Below are 25,195 nucleotides of genomic sequence, written 5' to 3'. Positions count from 1 at the left end.
ATCTCGGAGGAAACAATGGAAAGAACATTTGCCATCATAAAGCCTGACGCAGTCGAGAGAAACGTGACCGGCAAGGTCATCGCCATGATCGAAGAAGGCGGCTTCAAGATCGTCGGCATGAAGAAGATCCTGCTCTCCAAGAGCCAGGTCGAAGGCTTCTACTACGTTCACAAAGAGCGTCCGTTCTTCGGCGACCTCTGCGCGTTCATGTCCCGCGGCCCGGTGATCACCCTGGTGCTGGAGAAGGAAAACGCCATCGCCGACTGGCGTACCCTCATGGGTGCAACCAACCCTGCCAACGCCGCGGAAGGTACCATCCGCAAGTCCCTGGGCGTCAGCATCGAAGAGAACACCGTGCACGGCTCCGATTCCCCCGAGTCCGCTTCCTTCGAAATCCCGTATTTCTTCAACCAGCTGGAACTGGTTTAATCCGAAGCCGGTTCAGGACAGACCAAGAGCCCTTCGCGAGAAGGGCTTTTTTAGTATCAAAAGGGCATGGAAAAGACCGATATCAAGAATTTGACCCTGCAGGAGCTCGAGGCGTACATCTCCGGGCTCGGCAAGGAACGCTTCCGCGCGAAACAGATCTTCAAGTGGCTCTACCAGATGGATGCCATGGACTTCGACGAGATGACCAACGTCTCCAAGGAGTTCCGCGCCGTCCTGAAAGAGCGTGCCGAGATCAGCAACCTCATCCCCGAGGCGGTCGAGGCATCCGCGGACGGCACGCGGAAGTACCTCTTCCGCCTGAAAGACGGCTCCGCCGTGGAAAGCGTGCTCATCCCGGACGAGGGGAGAAACACCCTGTGCATCTCCAGCCAGGTCGGCTGCGCCATGAAGTGCGCCTTCTGCCTGACCGGCACCTTCGGCCTCGACAGGAACCTGACCACGGCAGAGATCGTGAACCAGGTCTGCGCGGTGAAGCGCGAGCACCCGGTGAACAACATCGTCTTCATGGGGATGGGTGAGCCTCTGCACAACCTCTCAGGCGTCATCCCGGCGGTGAAGATCCTCACCGACCCGGACGGCTTCCAGCTCTCCACCAGGAAGGTGACCGTCTCCACCTCGGGGCTCGTCCCTGAGATGGCGGAGCTTGGACGCGGCTGCACGGTGAACCTCGCCGTCTCCCTGAACGCTACGACGGACGAGGTGCGGGACCGGATCATGCCGGTCAACCGGCGCTACCCCCTGAAGGAACTCCTGGCCGCCTGCAAGGCGTTCCCGCTTCCTTCCAGGCGCTGGATCACCATGGAGTACGTCATGATCCGGGACTTGAACGACACGCTGGATGACGCGAAAAGGCTCGTGCGCCTGATCAGCAACATCCCTTCCAAGGTGAACCTGATCCCGTTCAACGAGCACGAGGGGTGCGGCTTCAGGACGCCGACCCAGGAGAGCATCGACCGGTTCCACAAGTACCTTTTGGACAAGAACGTCACCGTGATCACCCGCTCCAGCCGCGGTGGGGATATCTCCGCCGCCTGCGGGCAACTGAAGGGGAAGTTGGATAAAAGGGATTAGCTGGAGGCGAGGAGATCGCGTCTGCCGATGCCCTCACCCTGGCCCTCTCCCTGAGGGAGAGGGGACTATATTAAATTCAATGACGCTGGGAGGAAGCTATGGCTAACGAAGTAATCGGTGTGATCGGCGGCAGCGGACTGTACGAGATGGAAGGGATGACCGGGGTGAGCCAGGTCATCGTGGATACCCCCTTCGGCAGGCCCAGCGACGAGTACGTCACCGGTACCCTTGACGGCGTGCAGATGGTCTTCCTGCCGCGCCACGGCAAGGGGCACCGCTTCACCCCCTCCGAGGTGAACTACCGCGCCAACATCTACGGCATGAAGAAGTTAGGCGTCACCCGCATCATCTCCGTCTCGGCGGTAGGGAGCCTGAAGGAGGAGATCGTCCCCGGGCACATCGTCGTTCCGGACCAGTTCATCGACCGCACCCGCGGTTTCCGGAAGGACACCTTCTTCGGCAACGGCGTGGTCGGCCACGTCCAGTTCGCCGATCCCGTCTGCGGCGAACTCTCCGACATCCTTTACGGGGCGGCCAAAGAGGTGGAGGCTACCGTGCACAAGGGTGGTTGCTACGTATGCATGGAGGGCCCGGCCTTCTCCACCCGCGCAGAATCCCACCTGTACCGCTCCTTCGGCGCTTCCATCATCGGCATGACGAACCTCACCGAGGCGAAACTCGCCCGCGAGGCCGAGATCTGCTACGGCGTCATCGCCCTCTCCACCGATTACGACTGCTGGCACGAGTCCCACGACGACGTCTCGGTGGAGGCGATCATCGAGATCATCAAGAACAACGTGGCTACCGCGAAAAAGATCATCCGCCAGGCCGTGGCTAAGGTTGCCGCCGGCCGCGGCTGTGCCTGCGGCGAGGCGCTCAAGTACGCGGTGATCAGCGATACCTCGGTCATCCCCGTCGAGACCCGCGAAAACCTCGAGCTCATCCTCGGGAAATACCTGTAGAACGACAACGTGCCGCCGGGGCTTCCCGGCGGCTTCTTCTTATCCGCAGTCGCACACCCATCCCGCACCAACCGGAGGCTTTCATGAGCATACTTGTCGTCGGCTCCGTGGCACTAGATTCCGTAGAGACCCCCTTCGGGGTAAGAGACCGCGTCCTCGGGGGCTCGGCCACCTATTTCGCCACTTCCGCGAGCTTCTTCACCGACGTGAACCTCGTCGCCGTGGTCGGTGAGGACTTCCCGGAGGAGCACACCCGCTTTCTCTCCTCGCGCAACATCGATCTCACCGGCCTCTCACGGGTCCCCGGCGAGACCTTCCACTGGAAGGGGCGCTACGGCTACGATCTCAACGAGGCGCAGACCCTGGAAACCCACCTGAACGTGTTCGAGAGCTTCAAGCCGGTGATCCCCGCCTCCTGGGCGGACGCGCAGTACCTGATCCTCGCCAACATCGACCCCGAGCTGCAGATGGAGGTGCTGAACCAGGTGAAGAGCCCCCGCGTGGTCGCCTGCGACACCATGAACTTCTGGATCTCGTCGAAGCCTGAGGCGCTCAAGAAGGTGATCAGCCGCGTCGACTTCCTGATCATCAACGAAGGGGAGGCGCGCCAGCTCTCCGGCGAGGCGAACCTGGTAAAGGCCGCCCGCGCCATCATAGGCCTCGGCGTCAAGAACCTCATCGTGAAGCGCGGCGAGTACGGGGTGCTCATGTTCAACGGGAACTCGGTCTTTGCCGCCCCGGCCTTCCCGCTCGAGGAGGTCTTCGACCCGACCGGCGCAGGCGACACCTTCGCCGGCGGTTTCATGGGGTATTTGGCCAACACCGGCAACCTTTCCGACGAGGGGATCCGTCAGGCGATCATCTTCGGCTCGGTGATGGCCTCCTTCAACGTGGAGGACTTCAGCCTCGAGCGTCTGAAGACCCTCAGCTACCCCGAGATCGAGGCGCGCTACCGCAGCTTCAAGAACATGACCCATTTTCAGGGCGTAGGTGAGCTGTAGCGCCGCATCTGGCGCGCCGCCGGTTACCGGCTCCTCATTGACAATGATCATCACATCTGTTAATTTTTCCTGGTGCAATTTCGCGGGTTTCCTGTGAGGTATATGATCCGTCCCACGCCCTTCATGCTTGCCGTCACCGTCCTTCTCGCCTCGGGGTGCGCCCTGAGTCAGGCCGACAAGAACCTGGCCGTCTACCACTTCCAGATGGGGCAGTCCTTCTACGCCGAGAGCAACTTCCCCGGCGCCCTGAAGGAGCTGACCGCCGCCGAGAAGCTCACCCCAAAAGACCCGGAACTCCTGAACCTTTTGGGGCTCGCCTATTTCCGCAAGGGGCACTACGACCTCGCCGAGGAGAAGTTTCTGAAGGCGGTCTCTCTCAGGAAGAACTTCTCCGACGCGCGCAACAACCTGGGCGTCGACTATCTGGAGATGAAGCGCTGGGATGACGCCATCAACCAGTTCAAGGTGGTGCAGGACGACATCTTCTACCAGGGGCAGGACAACGCCGCCATCAACCTGGGGCTCGCCTACCTCGGGAAGGGGGATTACCCCCAGGCCCTCGAGGTGCTGCGCGGCCAGGTCGGCAAAAACGGCAGCGATCCCCGTACCAGGCTGAACCTCGGACGCGTCTACTTCGCCATGGACAAGACCGAGCTTGCCGTAGAGGAGTACCAGAAGGCGCTCAGGCTTGCGCCGACCTACGCGAGCGCCCATTACCACATGGGACTTGCGCAGATGAAGCTCAAGAATGCCGACGCGGCCAGGAACGCGTTCCAGGACGTCGTGCGCCTGGCCCCGGATTCCGAGATCGGGCAGCTCTCCAGGGAGTACCTGGACCTGCTCAAGGTGAGGTAAAGTGGCTGAGCCGGAATTGGAAAACGGCGCGGAGCTCCCGGTAGGGGAGTACCTGCGCAGGGCACGCGAGGAGAAGGGGCTTCAGTTGGAGGACGCCGCCCGCGTCACCAAGATCGGGAAGAACTACCTGGCCGCCATCGAGGCGGGACAGTTCGAAAAGCTCCCCAACGCGGCGTATATCAAGGGTTTCCTGCGGCTTTATGCCGGGTACCTTTCCCTTTCCGGTGACGAGATCGTTGCGCGGTACGAGAACGCGCTCCTTCCTCCTCCCGGCCCGCAGCCTCCCGCCGCCGCCCAGAAGGAAGAAGCCGAGACGAAAGGTCCGGGCATGGGGAGTGTGGAGCGGGTTCGGGTCGCCGCCCCCGGGCGATGGGCGGTGCCCGTGCTTCTGCTCGCGGCTGTGGTTGTCGTGGCGATTTTCATCTCCGAGGACGAGCGACCGGCTCCCCCCGCGCCAGCCGCGCCCCCAGCGCCGGCAGCCGCTCCAGCGCCGGCGCCGCTTGCCGGCGCCGTTCAAAAGCCGCTCAGCTCGAGCCGCGGCGTGCTTCCCACCCCCCCTGCGGAAGGGGAGAGCGCAACGACGCCCCCCGGCAAAAAGGGAGGCATCGTGCTGAAGCTGCGCTTCACCCAGGACAGCTGGCTCAGCATCACCATCGACGACAGCATCTCGCAGCGCTATGACCTGAAGGCGGGCGACATCATCGAGTGGAAAGGTGAGCGCTCCTTCGTTCTCGACCTCGGTGACGGTGGGGCGGTTGAGGGTGAGTTGAACGGCCGCCCCCTTAAGGCTTTGGGCGAGGCGGGAAAACCCGCGCACGTGGAGTTGACCGGTCGCGAAGCGGCTCCGTGAGACCGGACACGATCCCCCTCCTCTGGCACGGCAGGTTCGGGTCGGAAGACGGTAAGAAGTGACTGTGACTGGCGTTAATGGGAAGGGGGCAGCTGCGAGTTGGATTGCGCGGGGATGCCCCCGCTTCGTCTTAGCCGCGTAAGACCTTTCACTACGACCAGTTATGGAATCTTGTGAAGACGGGACGCGCGCCCTTGACAGCGGGTCCCCTAGTGTTAGAATCAATCCTGCAGATTTTAATAAGAATATGGAGCCGATCTTGCCAAAGCAGCCGAAGAGAATACTGGTGGTAGACGACGAGGAGAACGCGCGCATCGGCCTCTCCCGACTACTTGCCAAGGAAGGCTTCCTGGTAGACAGTGTGGCGAACGGGTTCGAGGCGCTCAACTACTTGCGCGAGCAGGAAGTGAACCTTATCGTCACCGATATCAATATGCCCGAGATGAACGGCATTACCTTCCTGAAGGAGCTGAACAGGAGCTATCCGTCCAGCAACGTAATCATGATCACCGCTTACGGCGGGGTTGAATCATATATCGAGGCGATGAACCTTGGGGCCTTCGAATACATCAACAAGCCGGTGAAGATCGACGAACTGAAGTCGATCCTCAAGAAGATCTTCAAGGAAACGAGCCACTGACTCTGATCGCCGAAAACCGGGGAGGGTCCAGATGCCAAACTTCGACAAGATACTTTTCGCCACCGATTTTTCCGAAAGCTCCGGCCACGCCTTCACCTACGCGCTGACCCTTGCCAAGCAGTTCAACAGCCGCCTGACCATCATGCACGTGATCAACGAGCCGGTCGACCTGCGCGGTTTCTACGTACCCCACGTCTCCTTCGAGAACCTCGAGAAGGAGATCGAGGAGGGTGCGCAGAAGATGATGAGCACCTTTATCACCCAAAACATAGCCGGCTTCGCCAATTACGAGACCGCCATCGTCACCGGGGTTCCCTGGGAAGAGATCCTTAGACGGGCCGAAACCGACGGCTCTTCCTGCATCATCCTGGGCACCCAGGGCAGAAGCGGCATCGACCACCTGCTCTTCGGCTCGACCGCCGAGCGCGTGGTGCGCAAGGCGCATTGCCCGGTGGTCACGGTGAGGCTTCCCTGATTAAAGCGGCATACATCCATGCGGGGCAGCGTTGGCTGCCCCTTTTTTTTGATGTTTTGATCCTATACGGAAGGAGCAGGACCTGAAATGAGCGATGTGGAAAAAGAGCCGCGCGGCCGCGTCCTGATCGTCGACGACGAGAAGGTCATCCTCGATCTTACCGGCATCATCCTGAGAAACCGCGGCTACCAGGTCTACACCGCCCTCAGCGCGCTGGAGGGGTTGGAGACCATCGAGCGGGAGCGTCCGGAGCTGGTCCTTTTGGACTACATGATGCCCAACATGGACGGTCTCACCGCCCTGAGGGAGATCAAGCGGCTCTACAGCGACACCTACGTCATCATGTTCACCGGCAAGGGGAGCGAGGAAATCGCCGTCGAGCTGATGAAGGCGGGGGCGTCGGACTACATCCTGAAGCCCTTCAACAACCAGGACCTCGTCGAGCGGATCGAGAGCGTCCTCAAACTGCGCGGCATCGAGCTGCAAAACCGCGCCCTCTTGAGCGAGCGTGAGCGGCTTCTGGCCGAGATCGCGGACTGGAACCGGGAACTCGAGGCGCGCGTGCAGGAAAAGAGCGAGGCGCTTTCCAGGGCCCAGGCCGAGGTGGTGCAGTCCGAGAAGCTCGCCTCGCTTGGTTACCTCTCCGCCGGGATGGCGCACGAGATCAGGAACCCGCTCAACTCGATCGCGCTCTTCGTCCAGTTGATCAAAAGCGGCCTTGACGAACCGGAGCGCGAGGAGTACGTCGACAAGATCCTGAAGGAAGTGGACCGGATCGACAACATCCTCGGCAAGCTCCTCGACGCAGCGAAGCGCCCGAAGTTCGAGATCAGCGAGGTCCGCGTGGACCGGGTTCTCGAGCACACCCTGGATGCCTTCACCCCGCAACTGCGCCAAAAAAAGATCAAGGTGGTGCGCGACTTCAGGAGCCTTCCTCCCGCCATCAAGGCCGACCCGATGGAGATCGAGCAGATCTTCACCAACCTCTTTCTGAACTCGATCCACGTCATGCCTGAGGAGGGGACCCTCACCGTATCGCTTGAAGAGGAACAGGATTTCCTCACCGTGCGTGTCGCCGACACCGGTCCCGGCATCCCCCCCGAGAACCTTCCCAACATCTTCGATCCCTTCTTCACCACGAACAGCCGCGGCACCGGTTTGGGGCTCTCGGTGGTGCTGCGCATCGTCAAGACCTACAAGGGCAAGATCGAGGTGGAAAAGAGCGACCCCGCCGGCACCACCTTCGCGGTGCGCCTGCCGCTTAACGCGCCGAGATAAAAGGGTGCTTTCCGCTTTTCTTTTCGACCGGATTTTTGTATGATGCCGCATTCCATCACGCCTTGAGGTCGAAATGACAGCAGAGAGCAGGGGCCGCATCCTCCTGGTAGACGACGACAAGTTCTTCCTGAAGGTGATGTCCGACGCCTTCACGGGTGCGGGCTTCGCCGTAGTGACCGCAGAGGATGGCCTTCTCGGCGTCGAGACCTACGCCGCCGGCGTTTTCGACGTCGTCATCCTCGACCTGATCATGCCCCGCATGGGAGGGGTGAGCGCCTCCCTGGAGATGGGGCGCCTGGCTAGGGAGCCGGAGCCGATCTTCATCCTGTTGACCTCGATGTTCCAGGGCGCCCCGCACGAACACCCGATCCCCGAGATGGGGGCTAAGGTGCACATTCCGAAATCAACCTCTCCTCTGGACATCGTCATCATCGTCGAGCAGCTCCTGGATAGAAAACGGCGCGGCGCCGGCGCCGCCTGACGGAAACCCCATGCCATTTTTGTTACGCAACCTCACCCTGAGCCCGGGCGTCGAGGAGAGTGCGCTGCGTCCTCTGGCCGCTGTGTGCCTCGGCGTGCGCGAATCCGAGATCACTGAGCTCACCCTGGTGAAAAAGGGTGTGGACGCCCGGAAGAAGGGGGCCATCAAGCTGGTCTACACGGTCCGGGTCTCGCTCGCCGACGAGTCGCGGGTGAAGCCCAAGGGTGACGTGACGCGGGTGGAGCCGCCTGCGGCACCCCGCTTCCCGCGGCTCTCCAGTTCCGGGCGGATCGTCATCGTCGGCATGGGGCCGGCTGGGCTCTTCGCCGCCCTGAGACTCGCCGAGTACGGCCTCACCGCCAGGATCCTCGAGCGCGGGCGCGACGTGGACCGGCGCGCGAAGGACGTCTCCCGTTTCTGGCGCCTGGGCGAGCTGTGTGCAGAGAGCAACGTGCAGTTCGGGGAAGGGGGCGCCGGCACCTTTTCGGACGGCAAACTCACCACCAGGGTGAAGGACGCGAACTGCGGCTGGGTGCTCCAGCGCCTGGTCGACTTCGGGGCGCCGCCGGAGATCCTTTACGCGTCGAAGCCGCACATCGGCACCGACCGGCTGCGCGCCGTGGTGCGCGGCATCCGCGAGCGGCTCATCGCATCGGGCTTTTCCGTCGGCTTCGAGCAGAGGCTCACCGGGATCGGGACGGCCGCCGGCCGGGTGGCGAGCGTCGTGGTGAATGAGACCGGCGAGGAGCCGTGCGACACGCTCGTGCTGGCGCCGGGGCACAGCGCGCGCGACACTTACGCCCTTTTGCACGAGATCGGGGTCAACCTGGAACAAAAGCCGTTCGCGGTGGGGCTCCGGGTGGAACACCCGCAGGCGCTCATCAACGAGATCCAGTACGGCCGGAACGCGCACCCATCGCTACCCGCGGCGGAGTACTTCCAGGCCTACAACAACGAGCGGACCGGCCGCTCCGCCTATTCCTTCTGCATGTGCCCGGGGGGTGTCGTGGTGGCCTCCTCCTCGGAGGAGGGAGGTGTGGTGGTGAACGGCATGAGCGGCTACCTGAGAAACGGCCCCTTCGCCAACAGCGCCCTCGTGGTGACCGTCGGCCCCGCGGACTTCGCCGGGGCTTCCCCGCTTGCCGGGGTCGAGTTCCAGCGTGAACTGGAGCGGCGCGCCTTCCACGCCGGCGGGGGAGGGTACCTCGCCCCGGCCCAGAGCCTCATGGGCTTTCTAGGCAGGGGGGAGGGGCGGATCCACGCGAGCTACCGACCGGGCGTTACCGACTACGACCTGGCAGCGCTGCTCCCCGCGCCGGTCGCTGCGACCTTAAGGGAAGGGATCGAGTACTTCGACCGCAAGATGCGCGGCTTCATCTCGGCCGAGGCGACGCTTACCGGCGTGGAGACGCGGACCTCGGCCCCGTTGCGCATCGTGAGAGGGGAAGATCTGCAGTCGACAAGCCATAGCGGCCTCTACCCGACCGGGGAGGGGGCAGGCTACGCCGGCGGCATCATGAGCGCCGCTCTCGACGGCATCCGGGTGGCCGACGCCATCGCGGCCAGAATCGCCGCAGGGCGCTAGAGCTACTGCGCAACTTTACACCCGCTTCCCGCGGCCTCCCGCCCCCGGAGGGGGAGGGGCACGCTCTGGACGCCGCTTGGCGGCAGTACTAGTAATTACAAGGAGCCTTATTTGAAAAAGACCGTTGCCGAAATAAAGGACCGCGACATCGTAGAAGCGGTCTTCCTGGTCAAGGAAAAGATCATCGCCATGGCCAAGAACGGCAAGCCGTACCTGACCCTGAGGCTTATGGACAAGACGGGGGAGGTGGATGCCAAGATCTGGGACAACGCGGACCAGGTCGGCTCTTTGTTCGACAGAAACGACTTCCTCGCCGTGAAGGGGAAGGCGAGCGTCTACTTAGGCAAGATGCAGCTCATCATCTCCGAGCTCAAGCGGGTTCCCGAGGAAAGCGTGCTGCTCGCGGATTTTCTTCCCGAGACGGACAGCGACATAAAGGCCATGGAGGCCGAACTGCACGCCCTCATCGCAAGCATGGCCGACCAGGACCTCGCCCGGCTGCTCCGCTCCTTTTTCGAGGACCCGGAGCTCATGGCGCAGTACCGCACGGCACCGGCGGCCAAGGGGATGCACCACGTCTACCTCGGGGGGCTTTTGGAGCACTCGCTTGCCGTGGCGCGGCTCGTTGACGCCATGGTGCCGCTCTACCAGGGGTTGAACCGCGACCTTCTCGTCGCCGGTGCGCTCCTGCACGACATCGGCAAGGTGCGCGAGATGACCTATCTGCGCTGCTTCGACTACTCCGACGAGGGGAAGCTGATCGGTCACATCTCCATCGGGGTCGAGATGCTGCATGAGCGGATCGCCACGCTCCCGGATTTCCCGGCCGAGCTCGCCATGCTCCTTAAACACATGATCCTGTCGCACCACGGTCAGTACGAGTACGGCTCGCCCAAGCGTCCGAAGACCCTGGAGGCGACCATCCTCAACTACCTGGACGATCTCGACTCGAAGATCAACGGTATCCGGACCCACATTAAAAAGGAGCCGGACAACCCGTCCCGCTGGACCGCTTACCACCGCCTCTACGACCGCTATTTCTTCAAGGAGAAACCGGCCGTTGCCGAGGGGGAAGCGGTGGGGGATCTCGAGCCGTCCGAGCTGCTCGCGGAGACGGTGACCGCTCCGGTGCCGCCGAGCCCGCCGCACCAGCCCGAAACGGCCCCGCAGCAGCGCCAGGAACAGCGCCAGGAACAACGGCAAGAACAGCGCGAGCGGAAGAGCTTCAGCAACAACCCGTTCGCCATCCTGAAGAAGTAACGGGAGGAATAGCCATGCTATTTGAAACCATAGTCGTAGGCCCCCTCGGGGTGAACTGCTTCATCCTCGGGGACAAGCAGAGCAAGGAAGGGATGGTGGTCGATCCGGGCGCGGACTGCGACATCATCCTCGCCACGGTCGCCCAGTTCGGCATCAACGTGAAGTACATCGTCAACACCCACGGCCACTTCGACCACATGGGGTGCAACAAAAAGCTCAAGGAGAAGACCGGGGCGCCGCTTCTCGCGCACAAGGAGGACCTCAACTTCCTGGTGCACGCCTCACGCTCCGCCGCGAAATACGGGCTCACCGTTGAGGACTCGCCGGAGCCGGATCTCTTTCTCACCGACGGGATGCAACTTCAGCTGGGTTCTCGCGTCATCGAGGTGCTGCACACCCCGGGGCACACCCAGGGCGGCTGCTGCCTCTATCTCGCCAACGAAAAGCTGGTGATCACCGGGGACACCCTCTTCGCCGATTCGGTCGGGCGTACCGACCTGCCGGGAGGTAACCACGATCAGCTCATCAACTCGATCCGCGTGAAGCTGATGCCGCTACCGGACGATACCATCGTCTGGCCCGGACACGGCCCCTCCAGCACCATCGGGCAGGAGCGGCGCTTCAACCCGTACCTCAACGATTAGGGGGACGCCATGCTCAAGGGGAAGGAGATCGTTCTCGGAGTGACCGGCGGCATCGCCGTCTACAAGGCTGTGGAGCTGCTGCGTCTTTTGGTAAAGGCGGGAGCCCATGTCCAGGTGGTGATGACCAAAGCGGCCACCGAGTTCGTGACGCCGCTAACCTTCCAGACCCTCTCCGGGAACCCGGTGCATCTGGAGCTCTTCAACCTGATCTCCGAGGAGAAAATCGGTCACATTTCGCTCGCCGATCGCGCCGACCTCTTCATCATCGCTCCGGCCACGGCCAACTGCATCGGGAAGATCGCCCACGGCATCGCGGACGATCTCCTCACCACCACGGTGATGGCGACGAGGGCGCCGGTTTTGATCGCGCCCGCGATGAACGTGAACATGTACCGCAACGCGATCTACCAGGAGAATGAGGCGCGCCTGAAGGCGCACGGCTACCGCTTCGTGGCCCCCGCCTGCGGCATGCTGGCATGCGGCTACGAGGGTGAAGGGAAACTGCAGGCGCCCGAGGTGATCCTCGAGGAGGCGGTGGCGGCACTGACCCCGAAGCGGCTTGCGGGGACGCGCATCCTGGTGACGGCCGGGCCGACGCTCGAGGAGATCGACCCGGTGCGCTTCATCAGCAACCACTCCTCCGGGAAGATGGGGTACGCCATCGCCCGGCAGGCGCGCCTGCGCGGCGCCGAGGTGACCCTGGTGACCGGGCCGACCTGTATCGCGCCGCCGCTAGGTGTTGACGTGGTCCGCGTGCAGAGTGCCGAGCAGATGCGGGACGCGGTTCAGGAGCGCCTCGAGAAAACCGACGTCGTCATCAAGGCGGCAGCGGTCGCGGATTACCGCCCGAAGCTGCGTGCCGGGAACAAGGTGAAGAAGGAGACGGAGAGCCTCTCCATAGAGCTCGAGAAGAACCCGGACATCCTGGCGGAACTCGGGGCGTGCAAGGGGAAACGCATCCTGGTCGGTTTCGCCGCCGAGACGCAGGACCTCGTGCGCAACGCGGGGGTGAAGCTGGAGAAGAAGAACCTGGACATGGTGGTGGCGAACGACGTCTCGCAGGAAGGGGCGGGGTTCAACGTGGACACCAACATCGCGAAGCTTCTCTTCCGCGACGGCCGGGTGGAGGAACTCCCCATCATGGAGAAAGAGGAACTCGCCGGGGTGATCCTGGAGCACGTGGAACATCTGCGCGGCGGGGAGCGCGGATAGGGCGAGTTATTTCGAGAGGATCTGCAGCAGCAGTTCCGGCTCGCAGATCGCCTCTTTCAGCTTCAGCTTGATCTCGTCGAGCTCGGCGTACGCCTGGTCCTTGGTGATCTTCCCGGTGCGGTAGAGAAGGCGCAGGTTCTTGCGCACCGCTTCGGCGGCGGCGAGCGCCCGCTCGCCGGTCGGGTCGGCGTGGAAGAAGGGTGAGGAGTCGTCGTTGTTGAGGAAGTCAAAGACCGCTTCCTGGGCGAGGCGCATGTACTCCTCCCGGTCGTCCTCTTCGAGTTGATAGCGCGAGGTATCGGACAGGGTCGACAGAAGGCTCTGCCACTTCTCGAGGCGGCTCACCAGCAGGATGGAATTGAAGATCCGCTTGTTGGTGCCGAAGGAGAAGATGGTATCCGAAAGCACCTTGCGCAGCAGTTCGTCGTTGCTGCTGAAATGCTCCTGCGCCACCTTCTTCGCGGTGTCCCAGATCTCCTTCTCCACGTAGTTCTCGAAGCGCATCTCCCAGTAAGCGTGCTTCAGGGTGAGCGATGAGAAGCTCCGCATCACCTTGAAGGGGACGTAGTAGTTGTGCGCGATGCAGTCGGCGGCCAGGTGGCTAAGGTAGCCGTAGGCGCATGCCTGCTGTGCGGGGTCGCCGGCCTTGTCGAGGACCCGGTGCCCGATGCGCCAGCGGTGGCAGTGCTGCAGGTAGTGGGTGAACTTCTTCCCCAGGGTGATGTCGGCCGCGATGGTGCCGTAGAGAAAATCGTACGGGTGTGCTGCTATAACGGCGGCTACTGCGGGTTTGAGGACGTCGAGGTTATTCAGAACGTTCATGCCGAGTTGAAGATGCACCCCGGCCCCCCAGGCGAGTGCCTGCTCGGGGAGCGCCAGAACCAGCAGGGATGTGGCGAGAATCAGTAGCGGCATGCTTTCGAGCATAGTTAATGAAACGGGAAATGTAAAGGGGTTTGCCATGGCGGAGATGGAGGAGCGGGAACTGCTTTTACGCTCGCTCAAGGGGTATCTGACCGGTCTGGCCGAGAGCGGCGTCGACGAGCTTCTCTTCGAGGCCGCTCCGCGTGAGGAGCTCCCTGCGGCTTCTGCCGGTACAACTCCGGCTGCGGCTGCTGTTACGGTTGGCGACATGCCGCCGGCAACGGACGACGGCGCAGGTGCGGTCGCGGCAACCTCGGAACCTTCCCCGTCTGCCCCTGTGGCCGCTGCCGCAGAGCCCTCCCTACGCCAGGAGGGGGAGCCCGGCTCCGGTCTTCTTTTCCTGATGTCCGGGGAAGGTTTTGCCGGAGCGCCGGGAGGACTCCTCGCCAAGATCATCGCCGGGATGAAGTTCAAGCGGGATGAAGTCTGCCTGGTGAGCTTTGAAGCGGGACAGGATCAGGAGGCGATGGCACGGGCGCTGGCGGCTAAAGTGGCCGGGCTTGCTCCTCAGGTGGTCGTGTCCCTCGGAGAGGAAGCAACCTCGCTGCTTCTGAACGACCGGACCCCCCTGGCTCGGTTGCGTGGTCGTTTTCACGAGCTTAAGGGGATGGCGGTCATGCCGACTCTGCACCCGGAGGCGCTCCTTTCGGACGAGGGACTAAAACGCCACGTCTGGGAAGACATGAAACTCGTAATGCGCCGCCTGGGGAGAGGCTAGCGCGGCGAACTGCATGACTTCAAACGGCCGTTTTCGAATAGCGAGATCGGCTGCTGCTCCACGCATATCTTGTCGTCCACCTGCACCCGCGTGGCAAGGACGCACCCCTCAAGCTTGCCGGACTGGTAGAAGCTGATCGCCCCGTACTCATTGCAGACCAACCCCTCGTAGTAGAAGAAGTCCTTGGTGACACAACTCTTCAACATCCCCAACTCGTAGAACTCCGCTTCGGACAACAGGTTGCACCTGACCCCGCTCAGCACGGTGATGTCCTTCAGATTGCACGACTTCAGGTCGCCGTTAGGGTAGTAGATTGCGGTCGATCCCGGATTGCAGATGGACGCGTCAACGGCGAGGGCGTCGCTCACACCGGACGCCAGCAGAGCAAGTAGTAACAGAGCGCGCTTCATGATTGACCTCCTGTGCAGCGGTTTCCTTAAAGCCATCGCCAAGTATAGTGGTGCGATTAACAAATTCAAATTTATCTTCTTGCAGTGCACCTGTCGGTTAGATATGTTTAACCGGCTTCGGCCGAACCCAATCCAGCACAAAGGAGATCATTATGGCTAAGATTAGACGCATCGTTACCGTCCTGCTCTGTGCCTGCATGCTCGCCTCGTTCACAGGCTGCACTGCCACGTCAAGGCACGAGTCGACAGGAGAGTACGTGGATGACTCGGTGATCACCACCAGGGTCAAGGCGGCCCTCTTCGACGAACTGGCCCTGAAGACGTTCCAGATCAACGTAACCACCTACCGCGGCGTGGTGCAGTTGAGCGGTTTCGTTGATTCGGCGGAGAACGCGAGGAAAGCGGGCGAGATCGCCCGTCGCGTGAAGGGTGTCGAGGAAGTGAAGAACGACCTCATTACGAAGTAGGAATAAAAAACCCCCTCAAAGCCACATCACGACAGCGGTGCCGACGCTGCTTCTATTCATGGGAGCCTCCCCCCTCGCTCGAGGTCTGCGCCAGCAGAAGTCCTAGGGTGGGTCCCTGCACCAGGATCGAGAAGAGCACCACGATGTAGGTCGTAACGAGCAGGATGTGCAGTCCCTCGCTTTGGGGAAGCGACATGGCGAGCGCTATGGCGATCGCCCCGCGCAGTCCGCTCCAGGTCATGATGGAGGCGTCCTTAAGGGAGAAAGGCTCACGCATCCGCACCAGTCCCCCAACCGCCAGCACCGACAGGAACCTTCCGAGCAGCACCACCGGGATGACGAGGAGACCGGTGCCGAGGTGGATCAGGCTCAGCCGGTCGCTTAGCACCAGGAGTTCCAGCCCGATCAGGGTAAAAAGGATGGCGTTCAGGTATTTCTCCACCAGGTCCCAGAACTGGTCCAGGTGCATGCGGGTGTGCTCCGACATGGCGAGCTTGCGGCCGCGCCCGCCTATGAAAAGGCCGGCGACCACCATGGAAAGCGGGCCGGATACTCCTATGAGGAGCGCGAGGGAGTAGCCGCCTAGAACGAGGGCCAGGGTGATCAGGATCTCGAGACGGTAGTTGTCGATGCTTTTTATGAGCAGAAAGCCGAGCCACCCGAGTAGCGACCCGAAGGCGAGCCCACCGGCGGTCTGGATGACGAAGGTTCTTAAAACGGACATGACGCCCGGCGCGGAGGCGTTCACCGCCGCGGCATGAAGGGCCAGGAATAAGACGATGCCGATGCCGTCGTTGAAGAGCGCTTCTCCCGCGATCCAGGCGTTCAGCCGGTCCGGGATGCCGAGCCGGCGCAGGGTTGGGAGCACCGCCACCGGGTCGGTGGGGGACATGATGGCGCCGAAGAGCAGGGCGTACTCCAGTCGGACCGGCAGCCCCAAAAGGAGCGCGAGGAGGTAGAAGCCTCCGCCGATCACCCCTGCCGAGACCAGGACGCCGGCGACGGAGAAGAGCGCGATGCTGAGCTTCACGTTGAGGAGTTCCTCGACTTTCACGAAGAGCGCCCCGGCGAAGAGCAGAAGGCTCAGGATCCCCTGCAGGAAAAGGACGTCGAAGTCGATGCGATCCATCAACTGCCGCGCCGGGGTAACCACGTCGACGCCCACCGCTATGGAACTCCACAAGAGCAGGGAGAAGAGGAGGCTCAGCAACATGAGCCCCACGGTCGGCGGCAGCTTGAGAAAACGGTGGTTCAGGTAGGCGAAGGTTGCCGTAAGCGTCGTCAAAAGCGCCGTGATCTGAAAGCCTCGCATCGATTACTGCGCCGTCTTGAGCCAGCACCGGAGCAGTTCGGCGACGCTCCAGGCCTGGGCGATGCAGCCGCGCGGGTTGTAGGGGGCCTCCGCGTCGCAGATCTCGCTGATGGAGCCGATGCATTGCTCGTTCATCTGCTGCGCAAGTCCCTCGAGGAAGCCGCGTGCCTCCGCGATCTCCTCCGGGTGGAGCCTAAGCCACGCGTCGATGAAGGGGCCGATGAGCCAGGGCCAGACCGTCCCCTGGTGGTAGGCGGCGTCGCGCGCCCTCAGGTCGCCGTGGTAGGTCGCCTTGTAGTCCGGGTGCCCCGGGGCGAGGGTGCGCAGCCCGACCGGGGTCAAAAGGCGCTGGCGCACCGTGTCCACCACCTGCGGCCAGCGGTCCCGCTCGAGAATCGGGAAGGGGAGCGCCATGGCGAAGAGCTGGTTCGGGCGGCAGGCGCTGTCGTCACCCTGTTCGCCGTCCACCACGTCGTAAAGGTATCGCCCCTCCTCGTACCAGAAGCGCTGGTTGAAGGAGCGGTAGGCCTGGTCGGCGAAGGATCCCAACTGCCTGGCGTACTGCTCGTCACCTTCCTGTTCGGTCCATTGCTGCATGAGCCTCAGCGCGTTGTACCAAAGGGCGTTCAGCTCGACCGCCTTGCCCCGGCGCGGCGTCACCACCCAGTCACCCACCTTCGCGTCCATCCAGGTCAACTGGTAACCCTCCGCCCCCTGCTTTAGGAGTCCGTCGGAAGGGTCGATGCCGATGCCGAAACTCGTGCCGGAGAGGTGATGGTCGATGATCTGGCGCATCTGGGGCATGATCATGTGCAGCGTGGCGCGGTCGTTCGTGTACTCGAGGTAGCGGTTCAGGGCATGGAAGAACCAGAGGCTCGCGTCCGCGGTGTGGTAGAGCCCCTCGTTATGCCCCTCGGGGAAGAGGTTGGGGATCAGGCCGCTTTTCACGTAGTGCGCGAAGGTGCGCAGGATCCATCCCGCCTCGGTGTGGCGCCCGGTGGCGAGGGTGAGCCCCTCCAGCGAGATCATGGTGTCGCGCCCCCAGTCGGTGAACCAGTGGTAACCGGCGATCACGGTGCAGACCTCGTCTCCCATGGCGTGGGCGCGCACGGCGTCCTTGTGGCGTCCGGCCGGGGTGATGATGAACTGGTCGGTGGCGAGGACGAGCTCGGCCGGCATCCCCTGTCGTGCGCGCGGGTCGGCCGCCGAGAGCAAAAGCCTGCGCCGCTCTCGCTCCATCTCCAGGGCGCCGGCGGGGGAGAGCGCCGCGATGGTCTCCCAGGTCTCTGTGGATGCGCTGAGCGCCGCGTCCTGGCCGGAAGCAAGGTCGACTGCGAAGTAACCGGCGGTCCAGAGCGTCCCGAGCGAATCGTAGCCGCGCGCGTTCTCCACGTCGTAGAAGATGTCGGTGCTGTGCTTCTCCTCGAGGGTGAAGTTGCCCCGGCCGCCGTTGATCACCAGGCGCAGCTGCGGGGAGTTCGGCCCGGACGAGATCTGGTAGCGGTTTTGCACCGCGGTGAACATGTAAGGATCCTCGGAAGCGACGTCGACCGAGGCGTCGTGGGGGCGAAACTGCAGGAAGGGCTGCAGTTTCAGGCGCACCATCTTTTCTCCGGAGACGAGACGGTAGATCAGGTGCACCGTGTTCTGCCGATGCACCATGACCAGCTGTTTCTCGATCACGGTCCCGTTTATGTCGTAGCGCCAGATCGGGAGCCCGTCCTCCAGGCGAAAGCCGGAGAGATACTCCATGCCGTGAAATTCGAGCCCCGCCTCCTTCTGGTCCCCACCGAAGCGGACCATGGTCCCGTCGGGAAAACGGATCGCCTCGGTCAGCCGGTTCAAAAGGACCATGCGCCCGAGAGGAGAGGGGTAGGCTGCGATGAGAAGGCCGTGGTAGCGCCGGGTGAGCGCGCCGCAGACCGTGCCGGAGGCATAACCGCCCAAGCCGTTGGTCAGAAGCCACTCCTGCTCCAGGAGTTGCCGGGTCCTCGCTTCCTCGTCGTGGCTGTCGAAGTGGAATTCTCTTGTCACCGTGGTCATGGGGTCTCTCCTTCCGGGACGGGTACCAGCACCACCGCCGCGTAACCCTGCAGGCGCCAGAACTTCTCCGTGTCGAGCTTAGGCGTCCCCGAACCGCCGAACTCCATCTTCTCGCTGCTCCAGAGGATCTCCCAACGGCAGCAGGTGGGAGGGGCCAGCATCGGCTCGGGGATGGGGATCAGGTGCAACTCGCGTCCGAGGTTCACGAGCAGAAGGCGCTGCTCATCGTCGATGAAATAGCGCAGCAGAAAGCCCGCCTGCCCGAGCACCGCCCCCTCGATGTGGCAGGCATAGCCGCGGCTGAAGACCGGGTCCTCGCGCCGCAGCCTGATCAGGTCGCAGTAGAGCGTGTAGACCTTGCCGTGGCGTTCGCGCTCCTTCAGATCGAGGCGCGACTGCTGGAAGGTCTCCAGCTCGTACGGCTTGTCGATGGTATCGATCACCTCGGGGGAGTCGATGTTGGTGAACTGCTTTAGAAACTCGATGCGGCCTGCGTGCACCTGGTGCGAGATTTCCGGGCTCAGGTCCGCGAAGTAGAGAAACGGGGAACTCGCCGAGAATTCCTGTCCCTGGAAGATCATAGGGGTCTGCGGGAGCAGGAGATAAAGGGCGGTCATCGCCCGCAGGGCTGCGGGGTTGGTGAGCTTGTCGATGCGGATACCCCAGGCGGAGTTGCCGATCTGGTCGTGGTTTTGGAGGTAGTTGATGTAGCGGTTCGGGCTGTGCCCGAGGGTGGGGGAGCCGCGCCGCTTTCCCTGCCAGAAGTAGAATTGCCCCTGGTAGAGGTAGCTCCACTTGGCGCAGGAGATCATCTCCTGGGGTGAGCCGAAGTACTCCGAGTAGTAGGCGTCGTGGTATCCGGTCAGGGCCACGTGGGCGCTGTGGTGGAAGTCGTCGTTCCACACGCCGTCCATGCCGAATCCCCCTTCGTCCCTCGGGAGCATGCAACGGATGTCCTGGCTTTCGTTTTCGGCGATGAGGAGCACCTTGCGCCCCTTCGCCGCAATCCTGGCACGGGTGGTGATGTCCCCCAGAATGTTGATCTGCGAACGGTCGACGATGGCGTGGGTGGCGTCGAAGCGCAGCCCGTCCATGTGGAACTCGTCGATCCAGTAACACGCGTTGGCGATGAAGAACTCCCGCACCGGTTCGCAGTGCTTCCCGTCGAAGTTGATCATCTTACCCCAGTCGCTCTCCTGTTCGCCGTAGTAGTGATCGGAGAACTGCGCCAGGTAGTTTCCCTCCGGCCCGAAGTGGTTGTAGACCACGTCCAGAAGGACGCCGATCCCGAGAGAGTGGGCGCGGTCCACGAAGCGGCGCATGTCGTCCGGTTTGCCGTAGAGCCTCGTCGGTGCGAAGTGATTCACCCCGTCGTACCCCCAGCCGAACCGCCCCGGGAAATCGGCCACCGGCATCACCTCGACCAGGGTAATGCCGAGGTCCCGCAGAGCAGGGAGCTGATCTTCCGCGGCCTTCCAGGTCCCTTCCATGGTGAAGGTTCCGACATGGATCTCGTAGATGACGTGCCCTTCCGGCTCGATGCCCTGCCAGCCGGCATCGCTCCATGGGAAGCTGTCCGGGGCGACCACCTGGGAGGGACCGTGCGGCCCCTCGGGCTGGAAGCGAGAGGCGGGATCGGGGTAGCTATCCTTGTCGTCCAGATGGAAGCGGTAGCGGGTTCCCGCGCGCGTCACCGGGCAGGTGCCGGAATGGTAACCGTTCTCCTCCCGTTCCAGGGTGATCCCCTGGGGCTGCGGCGCGCCTTCGAGGTGTATCGAGACCTTTTTGCACCGAGGCGCCCACACCCTGAAATTCACGCCGCCCGGCACCAACTCGGCGCCTACCGGCATCCTTCGCTGTACTGCTGTCACGATAACCTCCGCTTCTCAAAAAAGAACGTGATCAGGGATTTTCCTCCGCTAGTCCCCCTCTCCCTCCGGGAGAGGGTGCCCGTAGGGCGGGTGAGGGCGTTGCCGCGAAGTGAGTAGTTGCAACTGCCGACGCCCTCACCCTGGCCCTCTCCCGGAGGGAGAGGGGAGGTGGACGTTGCTCAGCGGAAGATCATCACTAATCGGGAAAAAGAATAGGTGCAGCAGGTGACGCAGTCCTGAAATTAACAGGCTCTAAAAATAACACATAACCCAAATTTTAAAACCGAATCGGGGCGGGGCGGTTTTCATTTGGCGGCGGAGGGGATGAGGGCGGCGGCGAAAGTGACGCAACTGCTACACCGCTCGAGGGGAGTGACCTTCCCATCTCCTCCATCTTATTGGGAGAAACAGCGCTTTTTTTCGCAAATCGTTTGACAGAAAATCCGTCACTGATAGTATTGGGTACTGCTAATGTGTACGGATTAATTCTTGGTTTATTAGACGAGCGACGCAAACATCCCACCGCTCCAAGGAGGACTCCATGGCAGGAACCGTTCTCATAACGGGTGGAGCCGGTTTCATCGGTTCCCACCTGGCGGACGAGTTGCTACGTCACGGTTACCGGGTGCGCGTCCTGGACAGCCTGGTTCCGCAGGTGCACGGCCCCGACGGCAGGCGCCCGGCCTATCTGGATCCCGAAGTCGAGTTGATCAAGGGAGACGTACGGGACGCGAAGGCGGTGAAAAAGGCGCTCGCCGGAACGGAGGCGGTCTTTCATTTCGCCGCCATGGTCGGCGTCGGCCAGAGCATGTACGAGATCGAGCAGTACACCTCGGTCAACAACTGCGGAACCGCGGTGCTCCTCGAGGAGATGGCCCGCGCGCGGGGATCTCGGAAACTCATCGTCGCCTCCAGCATGAGCATCTACGGGGAAGGGCGCTACCGCGACGGGAGCGGAAACAGCTACGACGACATCATGCGCGACATGGAACAGCTGCGCTGCGGGAGCTGGGAGCCGTGCGCGGCGAACCGCGAGCCGCTCGTCCCGGTCCCGACCCCGGAGGACAAGGTCCCCTCGCTCGCCTCGGTCTACGCGCTCTCGAAGTACGACCAGGAGCGGATGGCCCTCATCGTCGGCAACTGTTACCGGATACCGGTGGTGGCCCTTCGCTTCTTCAACGTGTACGGCACGCGCCAGGCCCTCTCGAACCCGTACACCGGGGTGCTCGCCATCTTCGCCTCGCGCCTCATGAACGGCAACGCCCCGCGCATCTTCGAGGACGGCCTCCAGCAGCGCGACTTCGTGAGCGTGCGCGACGTGGCGGTCGCCTGCCGCCTCGCCATGGAGGTCGACTCGAAGAAGCAGTCGCTCTTCAACATAGGCAGCGGCGCGAGCATCTCGGTTTTGCAACTGCTCGAGCGCTTCTGCCGGGTGCTCAACTGCACCACCATCGAACCGGAGATCACCGGAAGTTACCGGGCGGGCGACATCCGACACTGCTTCGCCGACATCACCGCGGCGCGCGAGGTGCTTGGCTACGCTCCAAGGGTCGGCTTCGAGGAGGGGCTCACCGAGCTCGCCTCGTGGCTCGAAGGGGAGGTGGCGGTCGACAGGGTGGCCGAGGCGCACGCCGAGCTTGCCCAGCGGGGACTTACGCTATGAGCCGCGCGTCCGTGGAACGGCTGCCTGAGCACCTGGGGCTGGTCGAGTGGTTTCGCCCCGGGGAGCGGGACCGGGTGGAGCGGGTCCTTGCCGACCTCGAAAAACTCGGCGTGAAGCGGCTCAGAACCGGCATATCCTGGGCGGACTGGTACACGAGCGAGGGGAAAAGCTGGTACGAGTGGCTTATCCCGCGCCTCTCCGGCGTCGTGGAGCTCCTCCCCTGCGTCCTGTACACGCCACCCTCCATCGGCATCGAGCCCAAGACCTCCTCCCCGCCCAAGCGCGCCCGGGACTACGCCGATTTCATCGATCTATTCATCGACTCCTTCGGCGAGCACTTCGAGTACGTCGAACTCTGGAACGAGCCCAACAACCTGAGCGAGTGGGACTGGACCCTCGACCCGCACTGGAGCGGCTTCGGCGAGATGATCGGGGCCGCCGCCTACTGGGCTAAAAAACGCGGCAAGAAAACCGTGCTCGGGGGCATGAGCCCCATCGACGGCCACTGGCTCTGCCGCATGTTCGACCTGGGCGTTATGGACTACATCGACGTGGTGGGGATCCACGGCTTTCCCGACATCTTCGACTACACCTGGAAAGGGTGGGCGCGCAACATCGCCATGGTGCGGGAGATCCTGGACGAGCGCGGCGCCGCCTGCGAGATCTGGGTTACGGAGGCGGGCTTTTCCACCTGGCAGCACGACGAGTTCAAGCAGGCACAGGTCTTTCTGGATCTCCTCGGTGCCCCGGCGAGCCGCATCTACTGGTACGGCGCCGACGACCTCGACCCGGCGCTCGCCGCCGTGAACCGCTTCCACCTGGACGAGCGGGAGTACTTCTTCGGCTTCAAAAAGGCGGACGGCACGCCGAAGCTCCTCTACCGGCTGCTGGAAAAGGGGAGCGTCACCGCGCTCAAGGGGATTGAACAGGCGGCCCGCACCTGCGCCCCGGCCGGTCCTGAGAAGGCGATCCTCGTCACCGGCGGCGCGGGGTTCATCGGGACGAACCTCGTGCACCGCCTGACGCAGGACGGCCATCGGGTCATCGTCTACGACAACCTTTCGCGCGAAGGGGTGGAGGAGAACCTTCTTTGGCTCACCGAGAACTGCGGCGACCGGCTCGAGGTAAGGATCGCCGACACCCGAAACCACCTGGCGCTGCAAGATGCCATCGCCCGCTCGTCGCACGTCTACCACTTCGCGGCCCAGGTCGCGGTCACGACGAGCGTCGACAACCCGGCCGCCGACTTCGCCGTGAACGGTCAGGGGACCTTTGCGCTCCTAGAGGCGATCCGCACCGCGAAGGAGCCACCCTCGCTTTTGTTCACCTCGACCAACAAGGTGTACGGCGGGATCGACGGGTGCCGCATCCGCAAAAGCGGCTCGCGCTACGAGCCGGTCGACCCCGCGCTGCGTGAACGCGGTTTCGGCGAGGGGACCCCGCTCGACTTCCTGAGCCCGTACGGCTGCTCCAAGGGGTGCGCCGACCAGTACGTGCTCGATTACGCCCGCAGCTTCGGGATCCACGCCGCCGTCTTCAGGATGAGCTGCATCTACGGACCGCACCAGTACGGCACCGAGGACCAGGGGTGGGTGGCGCACTTCGCCATCCGTACCCTGAAGGGAGAGCCGATCACCCTGTACGGCGACGGCTGCCAGGTGCGAGATCTCCTCTTCGTGGAGGACCTGGTGGAGGCGATGTGCCGGGCCCGCGAGGAGATGCCGCGCCTCACCGGGCAGGCCTTCAACATCGGGGGAGGCCCCGAGCGCACCATCAGCCTCCTGGAACTTCTGGAGTTGCTGCGCGGGCTGCACGGCCGACTGCCGCAGGTCTTCTTCGATGCATGGCGCACCGGCGACCAGCGCTACTACGTGTCGGACATCGGCAAGTTCAACGGCGCCTGCGGATGGACGCCGCGCCACTCGGTCGAGGAAGGGGTGGAGCGGCTGTACCGGTGGCTCTGCGCCTCGATGCGCCTTGAGCCCGAGCGGACCTCGGGCAAGGCGGGAAGAAAAGGGTACCCGGTTTCGGGTGTGGAGGCTTTGTGATGGGCGAGACGATGGAAGCGGCGGTGATCACGGGACCGGGAGAGGCGGCGGTGAAAATGGTACCCCGCCCGGAGCCTGGAGCGGGGGAAGTACTGGTCGCCCTCGAAGGGTGCGGCGTCTGCGCCTCGAACCTTCCGCTTTGGCAAGGACGCCCCTGGTTCAACTATCCGGCCCTTCCGGGCGCCCCCGGTCACGAAGGGTGGGGAAGGGTGCGGGCGCTGGGGGACGGGGTGCAGGGGGTGAAGGTGGGGGATCGCATCGCTTTTCTCTCCAACAACGCCTACGCCGAATTCGACCTGGTGCGCTCCGACGCTCTGGTGAAGATCCCGGCGTCCCTGGACGACCAGCCCTTTCCGGGGGAGCCGGTCGGGTGCGCCATGAACGTCTTCCGCCGCAGCTCAATCGAGCCCGGTCAGACGGTGGCGTTGATCGGCGCGGGTTTCTTGGGTGCCATCTTCACCTCCCTTGCCGCCGCGCGCGGCGCACGGGTCATCGCCATCTCGCGCCGCAGCTTTGCGCTCGAGCTTGCCAGGCGTTGCGGCGCCGAGGAGACCGTGCTGCTCGACGACCACCAGCGGGTGATGGACCGGGTGCGCGAGATAGCGGGCGAGCGGGGGTGCGACCGCGTCGTCGAGGCGACCGGGCACCAGTGGCCGCTGGATCTCGCCGGAGAGCTGGTTCGCGAGGGGGGAAAGATCATCATCGCCGGGTACCACCAGGACGGCCTGCGCCAGGTGAACCTCCAGCTCTGGAACTGGAAGGGGATCGACGTCATCAACGCGCACGAGCGCGACGCGCGGGTCTACCTGGAGGGGATGCGGGCGGGGATCGCCGCGGTCGAGTCGAGGATGTTCCCGCTCGGTGAACTCATCACGCACAGCTTTCCGCTCGAGGGGCTGGCACGCGCCTACCGGATCATGGAGGAGCGCCCCGACGGTTTCTTAAAGGGGATGATCCGCATCGGCCAGTAAGGGA

The 25,195-nt window shown here is 63.2% G+C and carries 24 protein-coding genes; 19 read left to right on the top strand and 5 right to left on the bottom strand.

All coding sequences use genetic code 11. The features are described 5' to 3' along the window. Positions 1 to 15: 15 nt before the first annotated feature. The 14 genes from ndk (at position 16) to coaBC (ending at position 12,764) form a co-directional block, all read left to right on the top strand. A complete protein-coding gene (gene ndk, locus D6Z24_RS08180) occupies positions 16 to 429 on the top strand; it encodes a nucleoside-diphosphate kinase (RefSeq protein WP_129126071.1) in 414 nt (137 codons plus the stop codon). Positions 430 to 495: 66 nt separating this feature from the next. Next, complete coding sequence (gene rlmN / locus D6Z24_RS08175; protein ID WP_129126070.1) at positions 496 to 1,521, top strand: 23S rRNA (adenine(2503)-C(2))-methyltransferase RlmN; 1,026 nt, start codon at positions 496 to 498, stop codon at positions 1,519 to 1,521. 98 nt (positions 1,522 to 1,619) lie between these two features. Further along, entirely contained in the window at positions 1,620 to 2,483 is an 864-nt protein-coding gene (gene mtnP, locus D6Z24_RS08170) for an S-methyl-5'-thioadenosine phosphorylase (protein ID WP_129126069.1), read from the top strand. A gap of 83 nt (positions 2,484 to 2,566) precedes the next feature. Further along, positions 2,567 to 3,484: a PfkB family carbohydrate kinase gene (locus tag D6Z24_RS08165; RefSeq protein ID WP_129126068.1), complete on the top strand. Its 918-nt coding sequence runs from the start codon at positions 2,567 to 2,569 to the stop codon at positions 3,482 to 3,484. A 102-nt stretch (positions 3,485 to 3,586) separates the two neighbouring features. After that, positions 3,587 to 4,339 carry a tetratricopeptide repeat protein gene (locus D6Z24_RS08160; RefSeq protein WP_129126067.1) on the top strand — a complete coding sequence of 251 codons (753 nt, stop codon included), beginning with the start codon at positions 3,587 to 3,589 and terminating at the stop codon, positions 4,337 to 4,339. Between the two features lies 1 nt (position 4,340). After that, positions 4,341 to 5,189 carry a helix-turn-helix domain-containing protein gene (locus D6Z24_RS08155; RefSeq protein WP_129126066.1) on the top strand — a complete coding sequence of 283 codons (849 nt, stop codon included), beginning with the start codon at positions 4,341 to 4,343 and terminating at the stop codon, positions 5,187 to 5,189. 259 nt (positions 5,190 to 5,448) lie between these two features. Then, complete coding sequence (locus tag D6Z24_RS08150) at positions 5,449 to 5,829, top strand: response regulator (protein WP_012530095.1); 381 nt, start codon at positions 5,449 to 5,451, stop codon at positions 5,827 to 5,829. A 31-nt stretch (positions 5,830 to 5,860) separates the two neighbouring features. Next, complete coding sequence (locus tag D6Z24_RS08145; protein WP_129126064.1) at positions 5,861 to 6,304, top strand: universal stress protein; 444 nt, start codon at positions 5,861 to 5,863, stop codon at positions 6,302 to 6,304. Positions 6,305 to 6,391: 87 nt separating this feature from the next. Continuing rightward, positions 6,392 to 7,582, top strand: coding sequence for a hybrid sensor histidine kinase/response regulator (locus tag D6Z24_RS08140; RefSeq protein ID WP_129126063.1), 1,191 nt, complete (start codon positions 6,392 to 6,394; stop codon positions 7,580 to 7,582). Between the two features lie 73 nt (positions 7,583 to 7,655). Then, complete coding sequence (locus D6Z24_RS08135) at positions 7,656 to 8,063, top strand: response regulator (protein ID WP_129126062.1); 408 nt, start codon at positions 7,656 to 7,658, stop codon at positions 8,061 to 8,063. Between the two features lie 10 nt (positions 8,064 to 8,073). Beyond that, positions 8,074 to 9,648 carry an NAD(P)/FAD-dependent oxidoreductase gene (locus D6Z24_RS08130; protein WP_129126061.1) on the top strand — a complete coding sequence of 525 codons (1,575 nt, stop codon included), beginning with the start codon at positions 8,074 to 8,076 and terminating at the stop codon, positions 9,646 to 9,648. 111 nt (positions 9,649 to 9,759) lie between these two features. Then, on the top strand, positions 9,760 to 10,908 hold the full coding sequence (locus D6Z24_RS08125) for a 3'-5' exoribonuclease YhaM family protein (protein WP_129126060.1): 1,149 nt from the start codon (positions 9,760 to 9,762) through the stop codon (positions 10,906 to 10,908). A gap of 14 nt (positions 10,909 to 10,922) precedes the next feature. Then, positions 10,923 to 11,552: an MBL fold metallo-hydrolase gene (locus D6Z24_RS08120; protein WP_129126059.1), complete on the top strand. Its 630-nt coding sequence runs from the start codon at positions 10,923 to 10,925 to the stop codon at positions 11,550 to 11,552. 9 nt (positions 11,553 to 11,561) lie between these two features. Then, complete coding sequence (gene coaBC, locus D6Z24_RS08115; protein WP_129126058.1) at positions 11,562 to 12,764, top strand: bifunctional phosphopantothenoylcysteine decarboxylase/phosphopantothenate--cysteine ligase CoaBC; 1,203 nt, start codon at positions 11,562 to 11,564, stop codon at positions 12,762 to 12,764. Between the two features lie 6 nt (positions 12,765 to 12,770). On the opposite strand, the gene D6Z24_RS08110 is transcribed toward coaBC, so the two are convergent. Further along, entirely contained in the window at positions 12,771 to 13,679 is a 909-nt protein-coding gene (locus tag D6Z24_RS08110; RefSeq protein WP_407925411.1) for a zinc dependent phospholipase C family protein, read from the bottom strand. A 46-nt stretch (positions 13,680 to 13,725) separates the two neighbouring features. On the opposite strand from D6Z24_RS08110, the gene D6Z24_RS08105 reads away from it, so the two are divergent. Continuing rightward, complete coding sequence (locus D6Z24_RS08105; RefSeq protein ID WP_129126056.1) at positions 13,726 to 14,406, top strand: uracil-DNA glycosylase family protein; 681 nt, start codon at positions 13,726 to 13,728, stop codon at positions 14,404 to 14,406. Here the strand turns inward: D6Z24_RS08105 and D6Z24_RS08100 are convergent. Then, complete coding sequence (locus D6Z24_RS08100; RefSeq protein WP_129126055.1) at positions 14,403 to 14,816, bottom strand: hypothetical protein; 414 nt, start codon at positions 14,814 to 14,816, stop codon at positions 14,403 to 14,405. The genes D6Z24_RS08105 and D6Z24_RS08100 overlap by 4 nt on opposite strands. Before the next feature lie 152 nt (positions 14,817 to 14,968). Here D6Z24_RS08100 and D6Z24_RS08095 point away from each other — a divergent pair, with 152 nt between their 5' ends. Next, on the top strand, positions 14,969 to 15,283 hold the full coding sequence (locus tag D6Z24_RS08095) for a BON domain-containing protein (RefSeq protein WP_129126054.1): 315 nt from the start codon (positions 14,969 to 14,971) through the stop codon (positions 15,281 to 15,283). A gap of 52 nt (positions 15,284 to 15,335) precedes the next feature. Here the strand turns inward: D6Z24_RS08095 and D6Z24_RS08090 are convergent, their stop codons facing one another. Genes D6Z24_RS08090 through treZ form a run of 3 tightly spaced genes read right to left on the bottom strand, consistent with a single transcriptional unit; the run spans position 15,336 to position 20,509 of the window. Next, positions 15,336 to 16,595 carry a cation:proton antiporter gene (locus tag D6Z24_RS08090; protein WP_129126053.1) on the bottom strand — a complete coding sequence of 420 codons (1,260 nt, stop codon included), beginning with the start codon at positions 16,593 to 16,595 and terminating at the stop codon, positions 15,336 to 15,338. Positions 16,596 to 16,598: 3 nt separating this feature from the next. Beyond that, positions 16,599 to 18,638, bottom strand: coding sequence for an amylo-alpha-1,6-glucosidase (locus D6Z24_RS08085; RefSeq protein WP_129126052.1), 2,040 nt, complete (start codon positions 18,636 to 18,638; stop codon positions 16,599 to 16,601). Then, positions 18,635 to 20,509 (bottom strand): malto-oligosyltrehalose trehalohydrolase, encoded by a 1,875-nt coding sequence (treZ, locus tag D6Z24_RS08080; RefSeq protein WP_198419519.1) that lies wholly within the window; start codon positions 20,507 to 20,509, stop codon positions 18,635 to 18,637. Before treZ ends, D6Z24_RS08085 begins: the two co-directional genes overlap by 4 nt. Positions 20,510 to 21,050: 541 nt before the next feature. Here treZ and D6Z24_RS08075 point away from each other — a divergent pair. From D6Z24_RS08075 to D6Z24_RS08065, 3 genes are read left to right on the top strand one after another with little or no spacing between them, the layout of a single operon-like run. Next, entirely contained in the window at positions 21,051 to 22,172 is a 1,122-nt protein-coding gene (locus D6Z24_RS08075) for an NAD-dependent epimerase/dehydratase family protein (RefSeq protein WP_129126050.1), read from the top strand. Continuing rightward, the gene (locus tag D6Z24_RS08070; protein WP_129126049.1) at positions 22,169 to 24,220 is read left to right on the top strand and encodes an NAD-dependent epimerase/dehydratase family protein; all 2,052 of its coding nucleotides are present in this window, start codon (positions 22,169 to 22,171) and stop codon (positions 24,218 to 24,220) included. Before D6Z24_RS08075 ends, D6Z24_RS08070 begins: the two co-directional genes overlap by 4 nt. Next, positions 24,220 to 25,191: an MDR/zinc-dependent alcohol dehydrogenase-like family protein gene (locus D6Z24_RS08065; RefSeq protein WP_129126048.1), complete on the top strand. Its 972-nt coding sequence runs from the start codon at positions 24,220 to 24,222 to the stop codon at positions 25,189 to 25,191. Before D6Z24_RS08070 ends, D6Z24_RS08065 begins: the two co-directional genes overlap by 1 nt. Positions 25,192 to 25,195 lie beyond the last annotated feature (4 nt).

The organism is Geomonas oryzae (assembly GCF_004117875.1).
Classification (GTDB): Bacteria; Desulfobacterota; Desulfuromonadia; order Geobacterales; family Geobacteraceae; genus Geomonas; species Geomonas oryzae.
The sequence above is the reverse complement of the archived record's forward strand: the minus strand, read 5'-3'. Positions and strand labels throughout refer to the sequence as shown.

Bases quoted from the DNA above. Each gene is read 5' to 3' on its own strand.
- D6Z24_RS08075 (WP_129126050.1), top strand. From the start codon at position 21,051: ATGGCAGGAACCGTTCTCATAACGGGTGGAGCCGGTTTCATCGGTTCC.
- D6Z24_RS08095 (WP_129126054.1), top strand. From the start codon at position 14,969: ATGGCTAAGATTAGACGCATCGTTACCGTCCTGCTCTGTGCCTGCATG.
- D6Z24_RS08140 (WP_129126063.1), top strand. From the start codon at position 6,392: ATGAGCGATGTGGAAAAAGAGCCGCGCGGCCGCGTCCTGATCGTCGAC.
- D6Z24_RS08110 (WP_407925411.1), bottom strand. From the start codon at position 13,679: ATGCCGCTACTGATTCTCGCCACATCCCTGCTGGTTCTGGCGCTCCCC.
- D6Z24_RS08120 (WP_129126059.1), top strand. From the start codon at position 10,923: ATGCTATTTGAAACCATAGTCGTAGGCCCCCTCGGGGTGAACTGCTTC.
- D6Z24_RS08085 (WP_129126052.1), bottom strand. From the start codon at position 18,638: ATGACCACGGTGACAAGAGAATTCCACTTCGACAGCCACGACGAGGAA.
- D6Z24_RS08090 (WP_129126053.1), bottom strand. From the start codon at position 16,595: ATGCGAGGCTTTCAGATCACGGCGCTTTTGACGACGCTTACGGCAACC.
- D6Z24_RS08100 (WP_129126055.1), bottom strand. From the start codon at position 14,816: ATGAAGCGCGCTCTGTTACTACTTGCTCTGCTGGCGTCCGGTGTGAGC.
- rlmN (WP_129126070.1), top strand. From the start codon at position 496: ATGGAAAAGACCGATATCAAGAATTTGACCCTGCAGGAGCTCGAGGCG.
- D6Z24_RS08135 (WP_129126062.1), top strand. From the start codon at position 7,656: ATGACAGCAGAGAGCAGGGGCCGCATCCTCCTGGTAGACGACGACAAG.
- D6Z24_RS08160 (WP_129126067.1), top strand. From the start codon at position 3,587: ATGATCCGTCCCACGCCCTTCATGCTTGCCGTCACCGTCCTTCTCGCC.
- D6Z24_RS08165 (WP_129126068.1), top strand. From the start codon at position 2,567: ATGAGCATACTTGTCGTCGGCTCCGTGGCACTAGATTCCGTAGAGACC.
- coaBC (WP_129126058.1), top strand. From the start codon at position 11,562: ATGCTCAAGGGGAAGGAGATCGTTCTCGGAGTGACCGGCGGCATCGCC.
- D6Z24_RS08145 (WP_129126064.1), top strand. From the start codon at position 5,861: ATGCCAAACTTCGACAAGATACTTTTCGCCACCGATTTTTCCGAAAGC.
- D6Z24_RS08070 (WP_129126049.1), top strand. From the start codon at position 22,169: ATGAGCCGCGCGTCCGTGGAACGGCTGCCTGAGCACCTGGGGCTGGTC.
- D6Z24_RS08105 (WP_129126056.1), top strand. From the start codon at position 13,726: ATGGCGGAGATGGAGGAGCGGGAACTGCTTTTACGCTCGCTCAAGGGG.
- D6Z24_RS08065 (WP_129126048.1), top strand. From the start codon at position 24,220: ATGGGCGAGACGATGGAAGCGGCGGTGATCACGGGACCGGGAGAGGCG.
- mtnP (WP_129126069.1), top strand. From the start codon at position 1,620: ATGGCTAACGAAGTAATCGGTGTGATCGGCGGCAGCGGACTGTACGAG.
- D6Z24_RS08130 (WP_129126061.1), top strand. From the start codon at position 8,074: ATGCCATTTTTGTTACGCAACCTCACCCTGAGCCCGGGCGTCGAGGAG.
- ndk (WP_129126071.1), top strand. From the start codon at position 16: ATGGAAAGAACATTTGCCATCATAAAGCCTGACGCAGTCGAGAGAAAC.